This is a genomic window from Streptomyces sp. NPDC052052 (genome assembly GCF_040680455.1).
Lineage (GTDB): Bacteria > Actinomycetota > Actinomycetes > Streptomycetales > Streptomycetaceae > Streptomyces.
Genome location: NZ_JBFAWU010000004.1, coordinates 50,735 through 72,013, shown reverse-complemented (window position 1 = coordinate 72,013; position 21,279 = coordinate 50,735). Strand labels below are relative to the sequence as shown.

General features: G+C 69.9%; 18 protein-coding genes. 12 read left to right on the top strand and 6 right to left on the bottom strand.

The genetic code is table 11. The features are described 5' to 3' along the window. Positions 1-106: 106 nt before the first annotated feature. Complete coding sequence (gene lon, locus AB0L71_RS06190) at positions 107-2,539, bottom strand: endopeptidase La (RefSeq protein WP_365238532.1); 2,433 nt, start codon at positions 2,537-2,539, stop codon at positions 107-109. A 221-nt stretch (positions 2,540-2,760) separates the two neighbouring features. Between lon and AB0L71_RS06185 the strand changes: the two genes are divergently transcribed. The 6 genes from AB0L71_RS06185 (at position 2,761) to AB0L71_RS06160 (ending at position 10,583) form a co-directional block, all read left to right on the top strand. Further along, positions 2,761-3,255 carry a DUF6328 family protein gene (locus AB0L71_RS06185; RefSeq protein ID WP_365238530.1) on the top strand — a complete coding sequence of 165 codons (495 nt, stop codon included), beginning with the start codon at positions 2,761-2,763 and terminating at the stop codon, positions 3,253-3,255. A 164-nt stretch (positions 3,256-3,419) separates the two neighbouring features. Then, entirely contained in the window at positions 3,420-4,115 is a 696-nt protein-coding gene (locus AB0L71_RS06180; protein ID WP_365238527.1) for a spermidine synthase, read from the top strand. Positions 4,116-4,332: 217 nt separating this feature from the next. After that, the gene (locus AB0L71_RS06175) at positions 4,333-5,070 is read left to right on the top strand and encodes a response regulator transcription factor (protein WP_365238525.1); all 738 of its coding nucleotides are present in this window, start codon (positions 4,333-4,335) and stop codon (positions 5,068-5,070) included. Then, complete coding sequence (locus AB0L71_RS06170; protein ID WP_365238522.1) at positions 5,067-6,143, top strand: HAMP domain-containing sensor histidine kinase; 1,077 nt, start codon at positions 5,067-5,069, stop codon at positions 6,141-6,143. The genes AB0L71_RS06175 and AB0L71_RS06170 overlap by 4 nt, the downstream gene beginning before the upstream one ends. Before the next feature lie 257 nt (positions 6,144-6,400). Further along, complete coding sequence (locus AB0L71_RS06165; RefSeq protein WP_365238519.1) at positions 6,401-10,210, top strand: multifunctional oxoglutarate decarboxylase/oxoglutarate dehydrogenase thiamine pyrophosphate-binding subunit/dihydrolipoyllysine-residue succinyltransferase subunit; 3,810 nt, start codon at positions 6,401-6,403, stop codon at positions 10,208-10,210. 190 nt (positions 10,211-10,400) lie between these two features. Continuing rightward, the gene (locus AB0L71_RS06160) at positions 10,401-10,583 is read left to right on the top strand and encodes a DUF6104 family protein (RefSeq protein ID WP_003961784.1); all 183 of its coding nucleotides are present in this window, start codon (positions 10,401-10,403) and stop codon (positions 10,581-10,583) included. Between the two features lie 156 nt (positions 10,584-10,739). Here the strand turns inward: AB0L71_RS06160 and AB0L71_RS06155 are convergent, their stop codons facing one another. Continuing rightward, positions 10,740-11,579, bottom strand: a complete 840-nt coding sequence (locus AB0L71_RS06155; RefSeq protein ID WP_365238515.1) for a hypothetical protein — start codon at positions 11,577-11,579, stop codon at positions 10,740-10,742. Positions 11,580-11,751: 172 nt separating this feature from the next. Here AB0L71_RS06155 and AB0L71_RS06150 point away from each other — a divergent pair, with 172 nt between their 5' ends. Then, a complete protein-coding gene (locus AB0L71_RS06150) occupies positions 11,752-12,609 on the top strand; it encodes a DUF4097 family beta strand repeat-containing protein (RefSeq protein ID WP_365238512.1) in 858 nt (285 codons plus the stop codon). 1 nt (position 12,610) lies between these two features. Further along, the gene (locus AB0L71_RS06145) at positions 12,611-13,630 is read left to right on the top strand and encodes a helix-turn-helix transcriptional regulator (protein ID WP_365238509.1); all 1,020 of its coding nucleotides are present in this window, start codon (positions 12,611-12,613) and stop codon (positions 13,628-13,630) included. A gap of 40 nt (positions 13,631-13,670) precedes the next feature. On the opposite strand, the gene AB0L71_RS06140 is transcribed toward AB0L71_RS06145, so the two are convergent. Beyond that, on the bottom strand, positions 13,671-14,636 hold the full coding sequence (locus tag AB0L71_RS06140) for a zinc-binding dehydrogenase (RefSeq protein ID WP_365238507.1): 966 nt from the start codon (positions 14,634-14,636) through the stop codon (positions 13,671-13,673). A gap of 205 nt (positions 14,637-14,841) precedes the next feature. Next, complete coding sequence (locus tag AB0L71_RS06135) at positions 14,842-16,053, bottom strand: NADP-dependent malic enzyme (RefSeq protein ID WP_365238504.1); 1,212 nt, start codon at positions 16,051-16,053, stop codon at positions 14,842-14,844. A gap of 538 nt (positions 16,054-16,591) precedes the next feature. Between AB0L71_RS06135 and AB0L71_RS06130 the strand changes: the two genes are divergently transcribed. The 3 genes from AB0L71_RS06130 to AB0L71_RS06120 are packed head-to-tail and all read left to right on the top strand — an operon-like array spanning position 16,592 to position 19,292. After that, on the top strand, positions 16,592-17,554 hold the full coding sequence (locus AB0L71_RS06130) for an ABC transporter substrate-binding protein (RefSeq protein ID WP_365238501.1): 963 nt from the start codon (positions 16,592-16,594) through the stop codon (positions 17,552-17,554). Between the two features lie 29 nt (positions 17,555-17,583). Further along, positions 17,584-18,534, top strand: a complete 951-nt coding sequence (locus AB0L71_RS06125; RefSeq protein WP_365238499.1) for an amino acid ABC transporter permease — start codon at positions 17,584-17,586, stop codon at positions 18,532-18,534. Continuing rightward, positions 18,531-19,292, top strand: coding sequence for an amino acid ABC transporter ATP-binding protein (locus tag AB0L71_RS06120; protein WP_365238497.1), 762 nt, complete (start codon positions 18,531-18,533; stop codon positions 19,290-19,292). Before AB0L71_RS06125 ends, AB0L71_RS06120 begins: the two co-directional genes overlap by 4 nt. Positions 19,293-19,366: 74 nt before the next feature. On the opposite strand, the gene AB0L71_RS06115 is transcribed toward AB0L71_RS06120, so the two are convergent. Next, positions 19,367-20,170, bottom strand: coding sequence for a class I SAM-dependent methyltransferase (locus AB0L71_RS06115; RefSeq protein WP_365239087.1), 804 nt, complete (start codon positions 20,168-20,170; stop codon positions 19,367-19,369). 48 nt (positions 20,171-20,218) lie between these two features. Here AB0L71_RS06115 and AB0L71_RS06110 point away from each other — a divergent pair, with 48 nt between their 5' ends. After that, positions 20,219-20,848, top strand: a complete 630-nt coding sequence (locus tag AB0L71_RS06110) for a CGNR zinc finger domain-containing protein (protein WP_365238495.1) — start codon at positions 20,219-20,221, stop codon at positions 20,846-20,848. Here AB0L71_RS06110 and sodX read toward each other — a convergent pair. Continuing rightward, the gene (gene sodX / locus AB0L71_RS06105) at positions 20,752-21,210 is read right to left on the bottom strand and encodes a nickel-type superoxide dismutase maturation protease (protein WP_365238493.1); all 459 of its coding nucleotides are present in this window, start codon (positions 21,208-21,210) and stop codon (positions 20,752-20,754) included. The genes AB0L71_RS06110 and sodX overlap by 97 nt on opposite strands. Positions 21,211-21,279 lie beyond the last annotated feature (69 nt).

Here is a 21,279-nt window from a genome sequence, read left to right as displayed (position 1 = left end):
GCGCGCCCCGGCCGGTACGCGTCGAACGGCCCACCCACCCGTCGCCGGGAGGCGGGCCGTCCGTACCGGTCGCGCACGTGGTGCCACGCCCGTCACACCGTGGCACCTACGCCGCGGCCGGGATCCTCTCCTCGGGCCTGGCCGCGGAGGCCGGGGCGAGGGCGATCTCCAGCACCTGGCGGACATCCGTCACCGGGTGGACCTCCAGTGTGTCCAGAACCTCGGCCGGAACGTCGTCCAGGTCGGCCTCGTTCCGCTTCGGGATCACCACGGTGGTGATCCCGGCCCGGTGGGCGGCCAGCAGCTTCTGCTTCAGGCCACCGATCGGGAGCACCCGCCCGGTCAGCGAGACCTCACCGGTCATCGCCACATCCGTACGGACCAGCCGCCCGGACAGCAGCGAGGCCAGCGCCGTCGTCATCGTGATGCCGGCGCTCGGGCCGTCCTTCGGGACCGCTCCCGCCGGGAAGTGGATGTGCACGCCGCGGTCCTTCAGATCCGCGACCGGCAGCTCCAGCTCCGCGCCGTGCGACCGCAGGAAACTCAGCGCGATCTGCGCGGACTCCTTCATGACGTCACCCAGTTGACCGGTGAGAGTCAGTCCGGACGCCCCGGTCTCCGGGTCGGCCAGTGACGCCTCCACGAACAGCACGTCCCCGCCGGCCCCGGTCACCGCGAGCCCGGTGGCCACACCCGGCACCGCGGTACGGCGCTCGGCCGGGTCCTGGGCGGACTCCGGGACGTGGTGCGGCCGTCCGATCAGACCGCGCAGATCCGCTTCGGTGACCGTGAACGGGAGCTCCCGGTCGCCCAGTTCGTACTGGGCCGCGACCTTGCGGAGCAGCCGGGCGATCGCTCGCTCCAGGTTGCGTACGCCCGCTTCCCGGGTGTACTCGCCGGCCAGCTTGCGCAACGCGGACTCGTCGAGCGCGACCTCGGCCTTCTCCAGACCGGCCCGCTCCAGCTGGCGCGGGAGCAGGTGATCGCGTGCGATGACGACCTTCTCGTCCTCGGTGTAGCCGTCGAGCCTGACCAGTTCCATCCGGTCGAGCAGGGCCTCCGGAATGGCTTCGAGCACATTGGCCGTCGCCAGGAAGACGACGTCGCTGAGGTCGAGTTCGACCTCCAGGTAGTGGTCGCGGAAGGTGTGGTTCTGCGCCGGGTCGAGGACTTCGAGAAGGGCGGCGGCAGGGTCGCCCCGGAAGTCGGAGCCGACCTTGTCGATCTCGTCGAGCAGGACGACCGGGTTCATCGAACCGGCCTCCTTGATGGCGCGGACGATGCGTCCGGGCAGCGCGCCGACGTAGGTGCGCCGGTGGCCGCGGATCTCCGCCTCGTCCCGCACACCGCCGAGCGCGACCCGGACGAACCTGCGCCCCATGGCGTGCGCGACGGACTCACCGAGCGAGGTCTTGCCCACGCCCGGAGGACCGACCAGCGCGAGCACGGCACCGCCGCGCCGCCCGCCGACGACACCGAGCCCCCGATCGGAACGCCGCTTGCGCACCGCCAGGTACTCGGTGATGCGTTCCTTCACGTCCTGCAGTCCGGCGTGCTCGGCGTCGAGCACCTCCTGGGCCCCGCGGATGTCGTACGCGTCCTCGGTCCGTTCGGTCCACGGCAGTTCGAGGACGGTGTCGAGCCAGGTTCTGATCCAGGAGCCCTCGGGGCTCTGGTCGGAGGCGCGCTCCAGCTTGTCGACCTCCTTGAGCGCGGCCTCGCGGACATGCTCGGGAAGGTCGGCGGCCTCGACGCGCGCCCGGTAGTCGTCGGACTCGTCCGCGCCGGAACCAGGGCCGCCGTTGAGATCGGCGAGCTCCTTGCGTACGGCTTCGAGCTGGCGCCGCAGCAGGAACTCGCGCTGCTGCTTGTCCACGCCTTCCTGCACGTCCTTCGCGATGGACTCGGCGACGTCCTGCTCGGCGAGGTGCTCGCCGAGCCACTGGATGGCGAGCTTCAGCCGGGCGACCGGGTCCGCGGTCTCCAGGAGCTGCACCTTCTGGGCGGTGGTGAGGAAGGGGGAGTAACCGGAGTTGTCGGCGAGCGCGGAGAGGTCGTCGATCTGCTGGACCCGGTCCACGACCTGCCAGGCGCCGCGCTTCTTCAGCCAGCTGGTGGCGAGTGCCTTGTACTCCTTGACCAGCTCGGCGGCGGCCCCGGGGAGCGGGTCGGGGACGACCGGGTCGACCCGGGTCCCCTCCACCCAGAGTGCGGCGCCCGGTCCACTGGTCCCGGCTCCGATCCGCACCCGGTCACGGCCGCGGATGAGCGCCCCCGGGTCCCCGTCCGAAAGCCGCCCGACCTGCTCGACGACGCCGAGGACACCGGTGCCGGTGTACGTCCCGTCGACCCGCGGCACCAGGAGCACCTCGGGCTTCCCGCCGCCCTCACGGGCCGCGGCCTGCGCGGCTTCCACGGCGGCGCGCACTTCGGCGTCGGACAGATCCAGAGGCACCACCATCCCGGGCAGCACGACTTCGTCGTCGAGCGGCAGCACAGGCAGGGCGAGCGGAGTGACCGCGTTGGACTCGATAGCCATGATCTCCCCTTCGGCAGTCAAGTTGAGTTGTACAGGCTCAATGCTCCTGAGCCAGCCATTGTTCCCCGACCACTGTTCGCTGTGAGCGATCGAGCGAACGCGGTCCGGCATCCGGTCGTCCGGTGAATCCCCGGCGGCCACCCTGCGAAGGTCGTGCCCCGTTCAGACGTGGCGCGGTGCGCCGCACCGCGCGACCGGACCGGCGGAGAACAATGGATCCCATGTCTCGTCTCTCGCCGCGTCGTGGTGGTCCGTCCCGGCTCCGCGGAGAGACGCCCGCGGAGCGGGCCGACCGCAACCTGGTCGAGCTGCTCCAGGAGCTGAGAGTCGTGCAGACCGGTGTGCAGATCGTCTTCGCCTTCCTCCTCGGCGTGGCCTTCACCAGCCGGTTTCCGCACCTCGACAGCTTCGAACGCGGGACGTACGTGGTGACCCTGCTGCTCACGGTGGTCTCCACGGCCGTGCTCGCGACTCCGGTCGCACTGCACCGTGGCCTGTTCCACCGAGGCGCCAAGATCCAGATCGTCGCGCTGTCCGCACAACTGGCCGAAATCGGTCTGGTCTTCCTCGCCCTTGCGCTCAACGGCGCCGTGCTCCTGCTCATGGATGTCGTCCTCGGCCGGACCGCCGCCGTCGCGATCACGGCCGCCACACTCGCCTTGTTCACCGGCCTGTGGTTCGTCCTCCCGAGGGCACTGCGCCGGCCGGGCACGTAGGGCGGCCGGCCGGACGCCCTGCCGCGACGGGGCCCTGTACGCATCCGCGCCGGACCCGTCGGAAGCCGACGCGACCGAGTGGATCCGGCTATTCATTGGCCCCACCGGGGGCCGAGCGGCCAGGATGGCGGAACCTCGTACGTCACTCACCGGAGGCCCGCACCATGCCCGACATCCATGGCCCCGACGCTCCCACCCCCGTCACGATCGATCGCCGCGAGGGCCCGTACGGCGAGGTCGCCCTGCGGGAGCGGGGCGACGACTTCGAGATCATCGCCAATGGCTGCTTCCTCATGGACACCTCCGACGGGCGTTCCGAACGGCTTCTGATCGACGCCGCACTGGCCGCACTCCCCGCCGACCGGCCCGCCCCGTCGGTGCTGATCGGAGGGCTCGGGGTGGGGTTCTCGCTCGTCCGGGCCGCCGCCGAGCCCCGGTGGGGACGGATCGTCGTCGTCGAGCGGGAACAGGCGATCGTGGACTGGCACCGGCAGGGCCCGCTGGCCAGGATCTCCGGCGCGGCCCTCGCCGACCCGCGGACCGCCGTCCTCACCACGGACCTGGTGACCCACCTGCGTACGGCTACGGACCGTTACGACGCCCTGTGCCTGGACATCGACAACGGGCCGGACTGGACCGTCACCGAGGACAACACGAGCCTGTACTCCCCCGCCGGTCTGGCGGACTGCCGTGAGCGGTTGACGCCGGGGGGCGTTCTCGCCGTGTGGTCCGCACAACCATCACCCGACTTCGAACAGGCTTTGCGCGGTGCCGGATTCGAAGGAGTCAGGACGGAAGAGATCCCCGTGGCCCGAGGTGTACCCGACGTGGTGCATCTCGCACTTCGGCCGAAACAATGACCTCCCCCGGGCCTCCTCGACCCCCGGATGCCCGGGGCAAGCGTCACAAGACCGACACTCCGCCACTCCGTTCCGCCCGAGCCGTTACACCCTGCGTAGCCGAGAACACTCCGCTGCCCTTACGCTGCTGACCGTCAACGGGGATCACTCACGAAATCCACGAGCGAAGACCGTCCGTACGGGCATGGGATCCGGACGAGCGGGCAGGGGCGGGGCGATGGAACAGACACACACCACCCACAACGGTGTCGCGGCCACGCCGGGAGCACAGCGCCGCGTACTGGTGGTCGAGGACGACCCCACGATCGTCGATGCCATCTCCGCCCGGCTGCGGGCGGAGGGCTTTCTGGTGCAGACCGCGCTCGACGGCCCCGCGGCCGTGGACGCGGCCGAGGCATGGCAGCCCGACCTGATGGTGCTCGACATCATGCTTCCGGGCTTCGACGGCCTGGAGGTCTGCCGACGCGTGCAGGCCCAGCGGCCGGTGCCGGTGCTGATGCTGACCGCCAGGGACGACGAGACCGACATGCTGGTCGGCCTGGGCGTCGGCGCCGACGACTACATGACCAAGCCGTTCTCGATGCGTGAGCTGGCTGCCCGGGTGCACGTCCTGCTGCGCCGGGTCGAGCGTGCGGCGTTGGCCGCGGTCACGCCGCGCAGCGGCATCCTGCGCCTCGGCGAGCTGGAGATCGATCACGCGCAGCGCCGGGTCCGGGTGCGCACCGATGACGTCCACCTCACGCCGACCGAGTTCGATCTGCTGGTCTGCCTGGCCAACACCCCGCGTGCGGTGCTCTCCCGGGAGCAGTTGCTGGCCGAGGTCTGGGACTGGGCGGACGCCTCCGGTACCCGTACGGTCGACAGCCACATCAAGGCGCTGCGCCGGAAGATCGGTGCCGAGCGGATCCGCACCGTGCACGGCGTCGGTTACGCGCTGGAGACCCCTGCGCCATGACCCGGCCCGGTTCCGGACTGCGGCCCTTCTCGGTCAAGGCCAAGCTGGGCACGCTCGTCGTGGTCTCGGTGTTCCTCACCACCGGGCTGCTGATGGTGGCCTTGCGGACCAGGACCGAGCTGCGGTTCATCACGGTGTTCTCGGTGATCGCCACCCTGCTCATCACCCAGTTCGTGGCGCATGGTCTGACGGCCCCGCTGGAAGAGATGACGACGGTGGCCCGGTCGATCTCGCACGGCGACTACACCCGGCGGGTGAGAGGCGCCGGCCGGCGGGACGAGCTCGGTGATCTGGCCCAGACGATCAACCGCATGGCGGACGACCTGGAGGCCGTGGACCACCACCGCAAGGAGCTGGTGGCCAATGTCTCGCACGAGCTGCGGACCCCCATCGCGGCGCTGAGAGCCGTGCTGGAGAACGTCGTGGACGGGGTGTCCTCGGCCGATCCGGAGACCATGCGTACGGCGCTCAAGCAGACCGAACGGCTCGCCGGACTGGTGGAGACGCTGCTGGATCTGTCCCGCCTGGACAACGGGGTGGTCACGCTGAAGGCCGGCCGGTTCGAGGTGTGGCCGTACCTGTCGGGCGTACTGAAGGAGGCGAACCTCGCCGCCTCGCACCGTCGGCTGTCCTCCGGCTCGGGGAATCACACCCGCAAGGACGTGCATCTCCATCTGGACGTGTCGCCGCCCGAGCTGACCGCGCACGCGGACGCGGAACGGCTGCACCAGGTGGTGGTGAACCTGATCGACAACGCCATCAAGCACAGTCCGCCGCACGGCCGGGTCACCGTGCTGGCCCGTCGCGGGGCCTGGCCGGGGTCTCTGGCGCTGGAGGTCCTGGACGAGGGACCGGGCATTCCGGAGTCCGAACGGCACCAGGTCTTCGAACGCTTCAACCGCGGCGCGGTCGCGTCGCCGCACGGCCCGGGCAGCGACGGCGGCACGGGCCTGGGCCTGGCGATCGCGCGCTGGGCGGTGGATCTGCACGGGGGAAGCATCGGTGTGGCCGAATCCGCTCGCGGTTGCCGCATCCAAGTCACTCTTCCAGGGATTCCACAGCCGCGAGGTTGACATAGAGTTCGAAGCGGAAGGGCGCGTTCTCGGTGTTCTGTTCACGGGATACGGTCCAAGGGGCCGTAGCCGCGGCCCTTCGTACCTGGAGTGAAGCGGAACCATGCTTGTTTCCCGCCATTTCCTGCACCGAAACCTGGCTTCGGATGTGACTTGCACGACGAAGACCGGCCCGGCCTGCATGGAACGGTCTCGGGGGCGTAGCCTTGATTCCCGCTGTCCATCACCTTGTGAAGCGGAAGAGGGCGGTTGCCGCCGTGTCGTCTCAGTCCCCCAGTAACTCGAGTACCTCGACTGAACAAGCCAGCCCGGGTTCGGACCCGGCTGCCGCGTTCGGCCCCAATGAGTGGCTCGTCGACGAGATCTACCAGCAGTACCTCCAGGACCCCAATTCGGTCGACCGTGCCTGGTGGGACTTCTTCGCCGACTACAAGCCGGGTACGTCCGGCACGGCGGACAAGCCCCTTCCCAGCGCCGTGACCGCCGGGGCCGCGGTGACCCCTGCCCCGCCCGCAGCGGCGCCGCAGGCCTCCGCGCCGGCCCCGGCCGCGAAGGCCGCCGCGCCCGCGGTTCCCGCGCCCGCCCAGGCCGCTCCGGCGAAGGCCGCACCGGCCCCCGCGAAGGCCGCACCGGCTCCGGCCGCGAAGGCCGCCGCCCCGGCCAAGCCCGCCGCGGCCGAGGCGACCGAGGCCCCGGCAGGCCCGGAGTACGTGACGCTGCGCGGCCCGTCCGCCGCCGTCGCGAAGAACATGAACGCCTCGCTGGAGCTGCCGACGGCCACGTCCGTGCGCGCCGTTCCGGTGAAGCTGCTCTTCGACAACCGCATCGTCATCAACAACCACCTCAAGCGCGCCCGGGGCGGGAAGATCTCCTTCACGCACCTCATCGGCTACGCGATGGTGCAGGCCCTCAAGGCCATGCCGGCGATGAACCACTCCTTCGCGGTGAAGGACGGCAAGCCGACCCTGGTCAAGCCGGAGCACGTGAACCTCGGTCTGGCCATCGACCTGGTGAAGCCGAGCGGCGACCGCCAGCTGGTCGTCGCGGCCATCAAGAAGGCCGAGACGCTCAACTTCTTCGAGTTCTGGCAGGCCTACGAGGACATCGTCCGCCGGGCCCGCAACGGCAAGCTCGGGATGGACGACTTCACCGGCGTCACCGCCTCGCTGACCAACCCCGGCGGCATCGGCACCGTGCACTCGGTGCCCCGCCTGATGCCCGGACAGGGCCTCATCATGGGCGTCGGCGCGATGGACTACCCGGCCGAGTTCCAGGGCACCTCCCAGGACACCCTGAACAAGCTGGGCATCTCCAAGATCATGACGCTGACCTCGACGTATGACCACCGGGTCATCCAGGGTGCCGCCTCCGGCGAGTTCCTGCGGATCGTCGCCCAGCTCCTGCTCGGCGAGAACGAGTTCTACGACGAGATCTTCAAGTCGCTGCGCATCCCGTACGAGCCGGTCCGCTGGCTCACGGACATCGACGCCTCGCACGACAACGACGTGACCAAGGCCGCGCGGGTCTTCGAGCTGATCCACTCCTACCGGGTCCGCGGCCACGTCATGGCCGACACCGACCCGCTGGAGTACCGCCAGCGCAAGCACCCCGACCTGGACATCACCGAGCACGGCCTCACCCTGTGGGACCTGGAGCGCGACTTCGCGGTCGGCGGTTTCGCCGGCAAGTCGATGATGAAGCTCCGCGACATCCTCGGCGTCCTGCGTGAGTCGTACTGCCGCACCACCGGCATCGAGTTCATGCACATCCAGGACCCGAAGCAGCGCAAGTGGATCCAGGACCGGGTGGAGCGCACCCGCACCCAGCAGCCCGAGCGCGAGGAGCAGCTGCGCATCCTGCGCCGGCTGAACGCCGCCGAGGCGTTCGAGACGTTCCTGCAGACCAAGTACGTCGGCCAGAAGCGGTTCTCGCTGGAGGGCGGCGAGTCCGTCATCCCGCTGCTCGACGCCGTCATCGACTCCGCCGCCGAGGCCCGCCTCGACGAGGTCGTCATCGGCATGGCCCACCGCGGCCGGCTGAACGTCCTGGCGAACATCGTCGGCAAGTCGTACGCACAGATCTTCCGCGAGTTCGAGGGCAACCTCGACCCCCGGTCGATGCACGGCTCCGGCGACGTGAAGTACCACCTCGGCGCCGAGGGCACCTTCACCGGGCTGGACGGCGAGCAGATCAAGGTCTCGCTGGCCGCCAACCCCTCGCACCTGGAGGCCGTCGACCCGGTCCTCGAGGGCATCGCCCGCGCCAAGCAGGACATCATCAACAAGGGCGGCACGGACTTCACCGTCCTGCCCGTCGCGCTCCACGGCGACGCGGCCTTCGCGGGCCAGGGCGTCGTCTCCGAGACGCTGAACATGTCGCAGCTGCGCGGCTACCGCACCGGCGGCACCGTCCACGTGGTGATCAACAACCAGGTCGGCTTCACCGCCGCCCCGGAGTCCTCGCGCTCCTCGATGTACGCCACCGACGTGGCGCGCATGATCGAGGCGCCGATCATCCACGTCAACGGTGACGACCCCGAGGCCGTCGTCCGGGTCGCGCGCCTGGCCTTCGAGTTCCGGCAGGCGTTCAACAAGGACGTCGTGATCGACCTCATCTGCTACCGCCGCCGCGGTCACAACGAGGGCGACAACCCGGAGTTCACCAACCCGCAGATGTACACCCTGATCGACAAGAAGCGCTCGGTGCGCAAGCTCTACACCGAGTCCCTCATCGGTCGCGGCGACATCACGCTGGAAGAGGCCGAGCAGGCGCTCCAGGACTTCCAGGGCCAGCTGGAGAAGGTCTTCGCGGAGGTCCGCGAGGCCACCTCGCTGCCGACCCCGGCGCAGGCCCCCGAGGTCCAGCCCGAGTTCCCGGTCGCCGTGAACACCGCGGTCTCCCAGGAGGTCGTGAAGGCCATCGCGGAGTCCCAGGTCAACATCCCCGAGCGGATCACCGTCCACCCCCGCCTGATGCCGCAGATGCAGCGTCGTGCGGCCTCGGTGGAGAGCGGCACGATCGACTGGGGCATGGGCGAGACCCTGGCCATCGGCTCGCTGCTGATGGAGGGCACTCCGGTCCGCCTCTCCGGCCAGGACAGCCGTCGCGGCACCTTCGGCCAGCGGCACGCGGTCCTCGTCGACCAGGTGACCGGCGAGGACTACACCCCGCTGCTGTACCTCTCCGACGACCAGGCCCGTTACAACGTCTACGACTCGCTCCTCAGCGAGTACGCGGCGATGGGCTTCGAGTACGGCTACTCGCTGGCCCGTCCGGAGTCGCTGGTCATCTGGGAGGCCCAGTTCGGTGACTTCGTCAACGGCGCGCAGACCGTCGTCGACGAGTTCATCTCCTCGGCCGAGCAGAAGTGGGGCCAGACCTCCGGCGTCACGCTGCTGCTGCCGCACGGCTACGAGGGCCAGGGCCCGGACCACTCGTCCGCCCGCCCGGAGCGCTTCCTCCAGCTGTGCGCGCAGAACAACATGACGGTCGCCATGCCGACCCTGCCGTCGAACTACTTCCACCTCCTGCGGTGGCAGGTGCACAACCCGCACCACAAGCCGCTGGTCGTCTTCACCCCGAAGTCGATGCTCCGTCTCAAGGCGGCCGCGTCGAAGGCGGAGGAGTTCACCACCGGCGGTTTCCGCCCGGTGATCGGCGACGACAAGGTGAACGCGAACGACGTCCGCAAGGTCGTCTTCTGCGCCGGCAAGGTCTACTACGACCTGGAGGCGGAGCGCGAGAAGCGCGGCGTCACGGACACCGCGATCATCCGTCTGGAGCGCCTGTACCCGCTGCCGGGTGCCGAGCTGCAGGCCGAGATCGCCAAGTACCCGAACGCCGAGAAGTACCTCTGGGCCCAGGAGGAGCCGGCCAACCAGGGTGCCTGGCCGTTCATCGCCCTGAACCTGATCGACCACCTGGACCTGGCCGTCGGCGCCGACGTGCCGCACGGTGAGCGCCTGCGCCGCATCTCGCGGCCGCACAGCTCGTCCCCGGCGGTCGGCTCGGCCAAGCGCCACCAGGCCGAGCAGGCTCAGCTGCTCGCCGAGGTCTTCGAGGCCTGATCGTCGGCTGTAGACAGACCGAAGGGCCCGGTTCCGCGAGAAGATCGCGGGGCCGGGCCCTTCGGCATGGGGTGGGTCCTCGCCGGTCCGGGGCGGTGACCGGACCAGAGGATCCGCGGCTCGCAGCGCACCGGGCCCCGGGCCCGCTCCCGCCCCTCTTACCGCTGTCACCAGGCATTAGGCTTGCCGCATGTATTTCACCGACCGCGGTATCGAGGAACTGGAGAAGCGCCGGGGCGAGGAAGAGGTCACTTTCGAGTGGCTCGCCGAGCAACTGCGCACGTTCGTCGACCTGAATCCCGATTTCGAGGTGCCGGTCGAGCGCCTCGCCACCTGGCTGGCCCGTCTCGACGACGAGGACGAGGACGAGTAGGCCTCTCGTTCGGATCGGGCCGGGCTCGCGCGCCCCGGACCGCACCTCACCGCGTCGTCGCCGGTCACCGGCGTTCCTTCCCCGAGCTCTCGGCTCCGCTCGAGCAGGGGAGACCCCATCCGACTTCCTCCTCCGCCTGGCGGTGCACGGCGCCGGTCACGCCGTTCCGGTGTCCCCGGCCCTGAACCGGTCGTACGCGAGGCCGAGCGAGCCGTGCGCCATCAGCAGCACCCCAGCGAAGGTCCAGCCGCCGCTGCGGTGGCTCATCCCCCAGAGAGTGAGCGGCAGCCCGGCCGCCACCTGGACGCCGCCCAGTGCGCGGGCCCTGGGGCCACGCATCCAGGGGCCGAGGCGGCTGCTCTCGACCGCGTCGAGTTCCACCCGCACCGCCTTGCGCCAGCCGGTCCAGGCGATCGGTTCCGCCTCGGGCCGGCCGTCGACCGCCGCGTAGATCCGGTCGCCCGGCGTGTCCGGCTCCAGGCCGGGCGGCAGCGCGAGTCCGATGCGGGCCAGGACGGCGAGCAACCCGCGCAGCCGGATCCGGGCATCGGCGTCCGGATCCGGCCGGGTCAGGTCTTCGAGCGCCTGGACATCCAGCACGGGGTCCAGGCCCAGCCGGTCGGCGAAGGTGTGCATGGCCTCGTTCTCGCCCAACGGTGTGCCGTCCGCGAGCCAGACATAGCCGACCGGACGGCGGAAACCCTGGGCGAGCGTATGGCCCGCCCGGTTGCCGTCCCACCAGAGCGCGAGGACGGGCCAGGTCGAACCGACCGCGAGCGCGGCGGCCCAACCGGTCACGACCTGGTCGACCCGCTCCGTTCCCGCACCCCCGCTCCCCTCGTCCCGCCAGGGCCTTCCCTCGGGCACGAGGACGGACCACCCGTCTCCGGCGGGGGCGAGCAGCATCCGCTCGCGCAGCAGATGGGCCACCGGCCGCACCGCCTCGGGTTCGGCGCGGCACAGCAGCAGCGCCCCGATGGGGGATGTCGCGTTCATGCCCCATACGGTAGGGCAGTTTGCCCTCGTATCACGGCTTTGATCGCCCCTTGGCGCGCGCGGTCTCCGCCCTCCCCCTGACTCCCCTTGACTTCCCGCATCCGCGATATATCGTGTTCCGCAAGAGACGCGATATGTTGCGTCGAGTCACGCTCTCCGGGAGGTCAGTTCCATGCCTGTATCGACGTGGTCCATCACCGAGCCCCAGAAGCTGGCCTTCGAGGCCCCGGTGACATCGCTCCGGGTGCGCATCGTCGGCGGCGCCGTCAACGTCGTCGGCACCGAGGAGCCGGCCGCCCGGCTGGAGATCTCCGCGATCGACGGGCCGCCGCTGATCGTGACCCAGGAGGAGGGCGTCCTCACGGTCACGTACGAGGACCTGCCGTGGAACGGCTTCCTCACGCTGGTGGGCGGCAAGAAGTGGCGCCGCAGCGCCGTCGTCTCGCTCGCCGTGCCGACGGACGCGGCGGTGGAGGTGGGTGTGGTGACTGCCGGAGCGGTCGTCTCCGGAATCCGCGGGCGTACGGAGGTGCGGAGCGTCAACGGCGACACCGCGCTGGTCGCACTCGCGGGTCCGGTCCGGGCGGAGACGGTCTCCGGCAGCGTGGAGGCCCAGTCGGTCACCGGGGCGCTGCGCTTCCACAGCGTCTCGGGCGATCTGACCGTCGTCGAGGGTGCCGGGGAGTCGGTACGGGGCGACTCGGTCAGCGGCGACATGACGTTGGACCTGGGCCCGGCCGGGAAGCCCACGGACATCCAGCTGGCCACGGTCTCCGGCGGGCTCGCCATCCGGCTGCCGCACCCGGCGGACGCGACGGTCGAGGCGAACACCACGAGCGGCACCGTCTCCAACGGCTTCGAGGATCTGCGGGTCAGTGGCCGGTGGGGCTCGAAGAAGATCACCGGCACACTCGGCACCGGCGCCGGGAAGCTGAAGGCGACGACCATCTCGGGCTCGATCGCCCTGCTGCGCCGCCCACCGGCCGAGGACGAACCCCGCGCCGCCGAGCCGACCGGAAAGATGCTCTGACATGCCTCCCGTATTCGCCCACGGCCGCCTCCGCCTCTATCTGCTGAAGCTGCTCGACGAGGCCCCTCGCCACGGCTACGAGGTGATCCGGCTGCTGGAGGAGCGCTTCCACGGGCTGTACGCGCCCTCGGCGGGCACGGTCTACCCGCGCCTCGCCAAGCTGGAGGCCGAGGGCCTCGTCACCCATGCCACCGAGGGGGGCCGCAAGGTCTACTCGATCACCGACGCGGGCCGCGCCGAACTGGCCGACCGCACGGGTGAACTGGCCGATCTGGAACTGGAGATCAGGGACTCGGTGTCCGAACTGGCCGCGGAGATCCGGGACGACGTACGCGGCGCGGCCGGCAAACTGCGCAGCGAGATGCGGGCCGCGGCGCACGAGACCAGGCACACCTCGTCCGGCGGCGCCGCCCGCAAGGGAGGCCGGAAGTCCCTCTTCGACGACCTCACCGACCTCGGCGACCTGGCGGACCTCGCCGACCTCGGCGACCTCGGCAACAAGGAGGCCTGGCAGTCCGCGAAGGAGGAGCTGCGCAAGGCCAGTCAGGAGTGGAAGGAGCAGGCCCGCCGCGCGAAGGACGAGTCCCGCCGCGCCCGCGAGGATGCCCAGCAGGCCCGCCGCCAGGCCAAGGAGACCCAGGACCGGGCGCGTGAGCAGATGCAGAATGCCGTCCGCCAGGTCCAGGAGCACTTCGCCCGGGGCGACTGGCCCAACGGTGTACGGGAGGGACTGGCCGAGATCACCGGCCAGTTGAGCAGCTTCGCCAGGACGGGCAGCCGGCCGCCGTACGTCAAGCCGGAGCCCGCCGAGGGCGACCCGGACTGGGGCAAGGGCGCCGCCGGGACCGGCGACCCGGCCCGCGATCTGGACCGCCTGCTCGACCGCTTCCGCGACGACATCCGCGACACGGCCCGGGACCATGGCGTCAGCCAGGAACAGCTGACGGAGGCCCGCCGCCATCTGTCCACCGCGGCGGCCCGCATCGGGGCGCTGCTGCGGAAGGACGAGGCGGGGAGCTGACGCGGGGCCGGGGCGGACGCCCAGGCCCCGCCCGCACCCCTCACGAGCAGGTGAGCACGATCTTCCCGAACTGGTCACCCGTGGCCAGTCGTTCGAAACCCTCGCGGGCCCGGTCCAGCGGCAGCACCTGGTCGATGACGGGCCGCACGCCGGTCGCCGCGCAGAACGCCAGCAGGTCCTCCAGCTCGTCCTTGGAGCCCATGGTCGAGCCGACGACCTTCAGTTCCAGGAAGAAGATCCGGGTCAGTTCGGCGTGGGAGGGCCGGTCGCCGCTGGTCGCGCCCGAGATGACGAGCGTGCCCCCGGGGCGCAGCGACTTCACCGAGTGGGACCAGGTGGCGGCGCCGACCGTCTCGATGACCGCGTCGACCCGCTCCGGCAGCCGCGCGCCCGGCTCGTACGCCTCGACCGCACCGAGTTCGACGGCCCGCCTGCGCTTGGCCTCGTCCCGGCTGGTGGCGTAGATCCGCAGTCCGGCCGCCCGGCCGAGCACGATCGCGGCGGTGGCGACGCCGCCGCCCGCGCCCTGGACGAGAACGGAGTCACCGGGGCGCACGCCGGCGTTGGTGAAGAGCATCCGGTACGCGGTGAGCCAGGCGGTCGGCAGGCAGGCGGCCTGTTCGAAAGTGAGTTCCGCGGGCTTGGGCAGCACGTTCCAGCTGGGGACGGTGACCTGCTCGGCGAAGGTGCCCTGGTAGCGCTCGGTGAGGATGGAGCGGGGTTCCTTCGGGCCGACTCCGTGCCCGGTCTGCCCGATGACGGAGTGAAGGACGACCTCGTTGCCGTCCTCGTCGATCCCGGCGGCGTCGCAGCCGAGAATCATCGGCAGCTTGTCCTCGGCGAGGCCGACGCCGCGCAGGGACCAGAGGTCGTGATGGTTGAGGGATGCGGCTCGGACGCGGATCGTGGTCCAGCCGGGACGTGCCTCGGGGGCTGGGCGTTCGCCCAGTTCCAGGCCGTCGAGAGGGCGGTCACGGTCGATGCGGGATGCGTAGGCGGCGAACATGGCCCCGACGATAGGCCGGGGCACGGGCCGCCGTAACCGGCTGCCGGTGTGACGCACACCGCGCAAGGGAGAACGGAACGGCCGGGCAACCGGCCGTCGGGGAACGGGAGTCCGGGGCGTGGGCGGGGCCCGTCACCGGTGCGCGGCCACCCACAGGCGCACCCCGCACCCGCCGCACACCGGGCCTTGGCCCCGCCCCCCGACCTCAGCGCCGGGCCACGCCCTCGGCCCGCGCCGCGGCGGCCACCGCGGCCGTCACCGCCGGTGCCACCCGCTCGTCGAACGGCGACGGGATCACGTAGTCGGCCGCGAGCTCCTCGCCCACGACGTCCGCCAGCGCGTTCGCCGCGGCGATCTTCATGCCCTCGGTGATCCGGGAGGCCCGGACCTGGAGCGCGCCCGCGAAGATGCCGGGGAAGGCCAGCACGTTGTTGATCTGGTTGGGGTAGTCCGAACGCCCGGTCGCCACGACGGCCGCGTACTTGTGCGCGATGTCCGGGTGGACCTCGGGGTTCGGATTGGCCATGGCGAAGACGAACGCACCGGGCGCCATCGAGGCGACGGCCGCCTCGGACACCGTGCCGCCGGAGACCCCGATGAACACGTCCGCGCCGGCCAGCGCGCTCTCCAGCGAACCGGAGATCCCGGCCCGGTTGGTGAGTTCGGCCAGCTCGCGCTTGACGTCCGTCAGATCCCCGCGGTCCCGGCTGACGATGCCCTTGCGGTCGGCCACGGCGACATCGCCGAGCCCCGCCTCCAGCAGGAACTTGGCGATGGCCACGCCGGCCGCACCCGCGCCGGAGATCACGGCCCGCAGTTCGCCGAGGCTGCGACCGGACAGCTTGGCGGCGTTGCGCAGGGCCGCGAGCGTCACGACGGCGGTGCCGTGCTGGTCGTCGTGGAAGACCGGGATGTCGAGCCGCTCCTGGAGCCTGCGTTCGATCTCGAAGCAGCGCGGGGCCGAGATGTCCTCCAGGTTCACGCCGCCGAAGGACGGTGCGAGGCGGACGACCGTCTCGACGATCTCGTCCGCATCGGTGGTCGCGAGCGCGATCGGGACCGCGTCGACGCCGCCGAACTGCTTGAACAGGATCGCCTTGCCCTCCATCACCGGGAGGGACGCCTCGGGGCCGATGTCACCGAGGCCGAGCACCGCGGTGCCGTCCGTCACGACGGCGACGACCTGGGACTTCCAGGTGTAGTCGTGGACCAGCTCGGGATTCTCGGCGATGGCGCTGCACACCTTGGCGACGCCGGGCGTGTACGCGAGGGACAGGTCGTCCTTGTCGCGGACGGGAACGGTGGCCTGGACGGCCATCTTGCCGCCGCGGTGGAGCGCGAAGGCCGGATCGAACGGCTCGTCCGCAGTGTTGTCATTGGTGCTGTCGCTGCGAGGATTGACAATCTCCGCTGCCATGGTGTTGACCCCTTAAGTCTTCAACGTTTGAGGGTGGCCACTCCTGGTTGAGGAGGGGTGGGCGGGCACCGCGTACGTTCCCTGCACCTGACGGTTGGCCCGTCCCGGCAGGGGGAAGTACGTACGCGCGGGCGCGCCGCACACGCGCCCTGAGCCCCGGATGAGGGGTGTAAAGGTCTTTCTTACCCGACGGACCTCGTGACCGACGAGTCCATACCCGCGCGGTGACGCGACTCATAGTCGAATATCTGGACAACTCGGCCAAGCGACGGAAAAGCGCCCACTCAGTAGGACGCACTGCAGATCGTGCGACGCGGAGCGGAAATCACCCCCGAACGGCCCAGTCCCCCGACGTACCACACCCCCTGAGGTTCTCTTGAGGTTCCCGGGGCTCCGTTACCCGATTTTGACATCCTCGGGCCCTCGTTTACGCAGGTCCGAATGGCAAGATGCCGTAATCGCACAGGGCGGCGACATCCAATGCCGTATGTCCGCACCCACCTCGCGCCATGCCCTCATCCGCCGGAGGAACCCGATCATGACCGCACGCACCACTCGCCGTACGGCCGCAAAGTCCCGGATTGCAGCAGTCGGCGCCCTCGCGGTCGCCGGCACCATGCTGCTGACTGCCTGCGGCGACCAGACCAAGAGCGGAAACAACGACTCCGACTCGACGAAGACCAAGGCCACCGAGTCCGCCGCTGCCGCACTGCTGCCGCAGTCGATCAAGGACAAGGGCGTCATCAGAGTGGGTTCGGACATCGCCTACCCGCCGGTCGAGTTCAAGGATGATTCCGGCAAGACGGTGGGTATCGACCCGGACCTCGGCGCCGCGCTCGGCAAGGAGCTCGGCGTGACGTTCCAGTTCGAGAACGGCACCTTCGACACGCTGATCACGGGTCTGCGCTCGAACCGCTACGACCTGGCCATGTCGGCGATGACCGACACGAAGGACCGTCAGAACGGCGTCGACTCCGAGACGAAGAAGAAGGTCGGCGAGGGTGTCGACTTCGTCGACTACTTCACCGCCGGTGTGTCGATCTACACCCGGAAGGGCGACGACCAGTCCATCAAGACCTGGGCGGACCTCTGCGGCAAGAAGATCGCCGTCCAGCGCGGCACCGTCTCGCACGACCTCGCCAAGGCCGAGTCGAAGAAGTGTACGGGCGGCAAGAAGATCGCCATCGAAACCTTCGACAACGACCTGGAGGCCCAGACCCGCCTGCGCAGCGGTGGCGCCGACGCCGGCTCCTCGGACTTCCCGGTGGCCGCGTACGCGGTGAAGACCTCGGGCGGCGGCAAGGACTTCGAGATCGTCGGTGAGCAGGTGGAAGCCGCCCCGTACGGCATCGCCATCGCCAAGGGCAACGACCAGCTGACCAAGGCCATCCAGGCAGCTCTGGACGCGGTCATCAAGGGCGGCGAGTACGACAAGATCATCGCCAAGTGGGGTGTCACGGATGGTGCAGTCACCAAGGCCGAGCTGAACGGCGGCTCCTGAGACGACGTCGGGGCTGAAAGGTTTCTCCCGTGACTGACATCGAGAAAACGGGACCGGTCGACCCGTCGGCCGCACCCCCCACCCCGCCGACCGGGCCGGAAGCGATCAGGGCCATTCCGGTCCGTCACTACGGCCGGTACGTCTCGGCCGTCATCGCCATCGGTGTACTCGCCGCGATCGTGTACGCCTTCAGCCAGGGCAGGATCAACTGGGGCGCGGTCCCGGACTACTTCTTCGACGACCGCATCATCACCGGTGTCGGCAAGACCCTGATGCTGACCGCGCTGTCGATGCTGATCGGCATCGTCGGCGGAATCCTGCTGGCCGTCATGCGGCTGTCGAGGAACCCGGTGACCTCGTCGATCGCCTGGTTCTACATCTGGTTCTTCCGCGGCACCCCGGTCCTGGTCCAGTTGTTCGTCTGGTTCAACCTGGGCCTGGTCTTCGAGTACATCAACCTCGGACCGCTCTACAAGGACTACTGGTCGTCCTTCATGACGCCGTTGCTGACGGCGTTGCTCGGCCTGGGTCTCAACGAGGCCGCCTACATGGCGGAGATCTGCCGGGCCGGCCTGCTCTCGGTCGACGAGGGCCAGACGGAGGCCTCGCACGCGCTCGGCATGAGCCATGGCAAGACCCTGCGCCGCGTGGTGATCCCACAGGCGATGCGGGTGATCGTGCCGCCGACGGGCAACGAGGTCATCAACATGCTCAAGACGACCTCGCTGGTGGCGGCCGTGCAGTTCTACGAACTGTTCAAGTACGCCCAGGACATCGGCCAGTCGTCCGGAGCCCCGGTCGAGATGTACTTCCTGGCCGCGGCCTGGTACTTGATCATGACGTCGGTGCTGAGCGTCGGCCAGTTCTACCTGGAGCGCTACTACGCGCGCGGGTCGAGTCGCACCCTGCCGCCCACCCCGCTGCAGAAGATCAGGGGCAACCTGCTGTCCCTGGGCCGCCCGAAGGGACGGATGGCATGACCGCCATGGTGAAGGCCGAGGGCGTCCACAAGTCCTTCGGTACCGCGCACATCCTCAAGGGCATCGACCTGGAGGTCGCCCCGCGTGAGGTCTTCTGCCTCATCGGTCCGTCCGGTTCCGGCAAGTCGACCTTCCTGCGGTGCATCAACCACCTGGAGCAGATCAACGCCGGCCGGCTGTACGTCGACGGCGAGCTGGTGGGCTACCGCCAGAAGGGCGACAAGCTCTACGAGCTCAAGGACAGCGAAGTCGCCCTGAAGCGCCGGGACATCGGCATGGTCTTCCAGCGCTTCAACCTCTTCCCGCACATGACGGCGATCGAGAACGTCATGGAGGCCCCGGTCCAGGTCAAGGGCGAGGCCAAGGCCGTGGCAAGGGCGCGTGCCGAGCGGCTGCTGGACCGGGTGGGCCTGGCCGACAAGGCGAAGAACTACCCCTCCCAGCTCTCCGGCGGTCAGCAGCAGCGGGTCGCCATCGCCCGCGCCCTGGCCATGGAGCCGAAGCTGATGCTCTTCGACGAGCCGACGTCGGCGCTCGACCCGGAGCTGGTGGGCGACGTGCTGGACGTCATGCGCGGTCTCGCGGAGGACGGCATGACGATGATCGTCGTGACCCATGAGATGGGCTTCGCCCGTGAGGTCGGCGATGCGCTGGTCTTCATGGACGACGGCGTGGTGGTCGAGTCCGGCCACCCGCGCGACGTACTCACCGCCCCGCAGCACGACCGGACGAAGTCGTTCCTGTCGAAGGTGCTCTGACAACGCGGTGCTCTGACAGCGCGGAGGGAGGGGGTACGGGCCGTGGCCCGTACCCCCTCCCTCCGTCTGCCGTCCTATTTCACCGCGAGCACCAGGGTGTCCGACGGAGAGGCCCAGACGGCCCGTGCCTCGGCGAACCCCACCTCGCACAGGGTGTCGGCGTGCCACTGCGCGGACGGCATGTCCCCGTCCGCGTGTTCGCCGTAGATCCGGAAGCGCTCGGCAGTCGGCCCGGCGAGGACCGGGTCCTTGGCGGCGAGGGCCCACCAGTCGGCCCAGTCGAGCGCCCCCGCGTCCCTGGCACGGTCCATGGCCGCGTGCCGGTGGGCACGTTCGGCCGCGTTGATCCTGGGGGTCCCGGTGTCGATCATGTGGTCGGCGTTCATGAACACCCCGCCGTCCCTGACGAGGCCACCGATCCGCCGGTAGAGCGCGGTGAGCGGCTCGGTGTGCAGCCAGTGCAGGGCGGTGGCGGTGAGGACGGCGTCGTACGAGTCGTACGGCAACTGCTCCGCCCAGTCGGGGTCCTTGAGGTCAGCGCTGACGAAGGTGACACGCTCGTCGCCGTCGAAGTGGCCACGCGCGATGGCGAGCAGCGCCGGGTCGAGGTCGATGCCCGTACTGGTGGCCTCGGGGAACCGCTTGAGCAGCCGGTCCGTAATACTTCCCGTACCGCACGCGAGATCGAGCACTCTCGGCCGGGGCCCCACCAGGGCCTCGACCATGTCCAGCATCACCCGGAACCGTTCCTCGCGGTCGGGCATGTACCACTCCTGCTGCCTGTCCCAGCTCTCCTGCCAAGCCGCCCAGTCGGTGCCTGTCGTCGTCTCCGCCACAAGAAACCTCCCATGTAATACCCTGAGAGCACAAAAGCCCATTACACCGCTTGCCAAACCGACCCTAGCCTGACGCTGTAAGGACTACAAGTGGAACTGGCCTATTACTCGGACTATGCCGTGCGCCTGGTCAACACCGAGGATCCGGCCCGCAACAAGGACTCCCTCACCTCCGTCGAGGCGGTCCGCGAACTGTTCGGCGTCAGCGGACAGGCCGCACGGCGGGCGACCGACGCGGACGTGACCCGATTCCGGTCCGTACGGGCACGGCTGCGCTCGGTCTTCGAGGCGGCCGACGGCGGTGACGAGACGCTCGCCGTCGACCTGCTCAACTCGCTCCTGCTGGAGTTCCCGGTCAGCCCGCAGATCTCCGGGCACGATCTCCGTGACCAGGACGGCAGACCCGACTGGCACATGCACCTCGCCGACCACCCGTCGAACGCCACGGCCGGATACGCGGCCATCGCCGCGATGGGCCTCGCCTTCCACCTCACCTCGTACGGCGTGGACCGGCTCGGCCTGTGCGAGGCGGCGCCGTGCCGCAATGCCTACCTCGACACCTCGACCAACCGCTCCCGGCGCTACTGCTCGGACCGCTGCGCGACCCGCGCCAACGTGGCCGCCTACCGCGCCCGCAAGCGCCTGGAGACGGAACGCGCCGCCGACACCGGCCGCAGCGCGGAGACCGCCCAGGTCACCACGGACCGCACCGACCGCTGATCCTTCTTCAGCGGCCGGTAGCGCGCCCGGACCCTGGCGAGCACGAACTCCTCGGGCACCGTCCCGTAGTCCGTGCTGTCTCCGCCCGCGTAGGGATTGTCCGCCAGCACCCACCAGCCACCCGGACGGCGCTCGGCGGCCCGCTTGACGATCAGCAGATCCTGCTGGAACGGATGGCGCAGAATCACCACGTCCCCGGGGCGCACCGGCGCCCCGTAGTGCACCAACAGCCAGTCCCCGTGATGAAGCGTGGGAACCATCGACGGCCCCGTCACCTCCACCACCTGGAAGGGCACACGCCGACCCAGCCCGCGCCCGGGCTGCTCCTGCGTCAGCTCAGGCAACTCCGGCACCTCCCGCATCTCTCCGGCACCTCCCCGGTCCGTCCAGTACACCGTCCCGCACAGCCTTCCGCACATTCGGCCACTGGG

What these genes read in the sequence shown, in the direction of transcription:
- AB0L71_RS06115 (WP_365239087.1), bottom strand. Translation starts at nt 20,170, where the DNA reads ATGGGCTTTTGTGCTCTCAGGGTATTACATGGGAGGTTTCTTGTGGCG.
- AB0L71_RS06180 (WP_365238527.1), top strand. Translation starts at nt 3,420, where the DNA reads ATGCCCGACATCCATGGCCCCGACGCTCCCACCCCCGTCACGATCGAT.
- AB0L71_RS06140 (WP_365238507.1), bottom strand. Translation starts at nt 14,636, where the DNA reads ATGTTCGCCGCCTACGCATCCCGCATCGACCGTGACCGCCCTCTCGAC.
- AB0L71_RS06130 (WP_365238501.1), top strand. Translation starts at nt 16,592, where the DNA reads ATGACCGCACGCACCACTCGCCGTACGGCCGCAAAGTCCCGGATTGCA.
- AB0L71_RS06170 (WP_365238522.1), top strand. Translation starts at nt 5,067, where the DNA reads ATGACCCGGCCCGGTTCCGGACTGCGGCCCTTCTCGGTCAAGGCCAAG.
- AB0L71_RS06185 (WP_365238530.1), top strand. Translation starts at nt 2,761, where the DNA reads ATGTCTCGTCTCTCGCCGCGTCGTGGTGGTCCGTCCCGGCTCCGCGGA.
- AB0L71_RS06150 (WP_365238512.1), top strand. Translation starts at nt 11,752, where the DNA reads ATGCCTGTATCGACGTGGTCCATCACCGAGCCCCAGAAGCTGGCCTTC.
- AB0L71_RS06145 (WP_365238509.1), top strand. Translation starts at nt 12,611, where the DNA reads ATGCCTCCCGTATTCGCCCACGGCCGCCTCCGCCTCTATCTGCTGAAG.
- AB0L71_RS06135 (WP_365238504.1), bottom strand. Translation starts at nt 16,053, where the DNA reads ATGGCAGCGGAGATTGTCAATCCTCGCAGCGACAGCACCAATGACAAC.
- AB0L71_RS06160 (WP_003961784.1), top strand. Translation starts at nt 10,401, where the DNA reads ATGTATTTCACCGACCGCGGTATCGAGGAACTGGAGAAGCGCCGGGGC.
- sodX (WP_365238493.1), bottom strand. Translation starts at nt 21,210, where the DNA reads ATGCGGGAGGTGCCGGAGTTGCCTGAGCTGACGCAGGAGCAGCCCGGG.
- AB0L71_RS06120 (WP_365238497.1), top strand. Translation starts at nt 18,531, where the DNA reads ATGACCGCCATGGTGAAGGCCGAGGGCGTCCACAAGTCCTTCGGTACC.
- AB0L71_RS06175 (WP_365238525.1), top strand. Translation starts at nt 4,333, where the DNA reads ATGGAACAGACACACACCACCCACAACGGTGTCGCGGCCACGCCGGGA.
- AB0L71_RS06155 (WP_365238515.1), bottom strand. Translation starts at nt 11,579, where the DNA reads ATGAACGCGACATCCCCCATCGGGGCGCTGCTGCTGTGCCGCGCCGAA.
- lon (WP_365238532.1), bottom strand. Translation starts at nt 2,539, where the DNA reads ATGGCTATCGAGTCCAACGCGGTCACTCCGCTCGCCCTGCCTGTGCTG.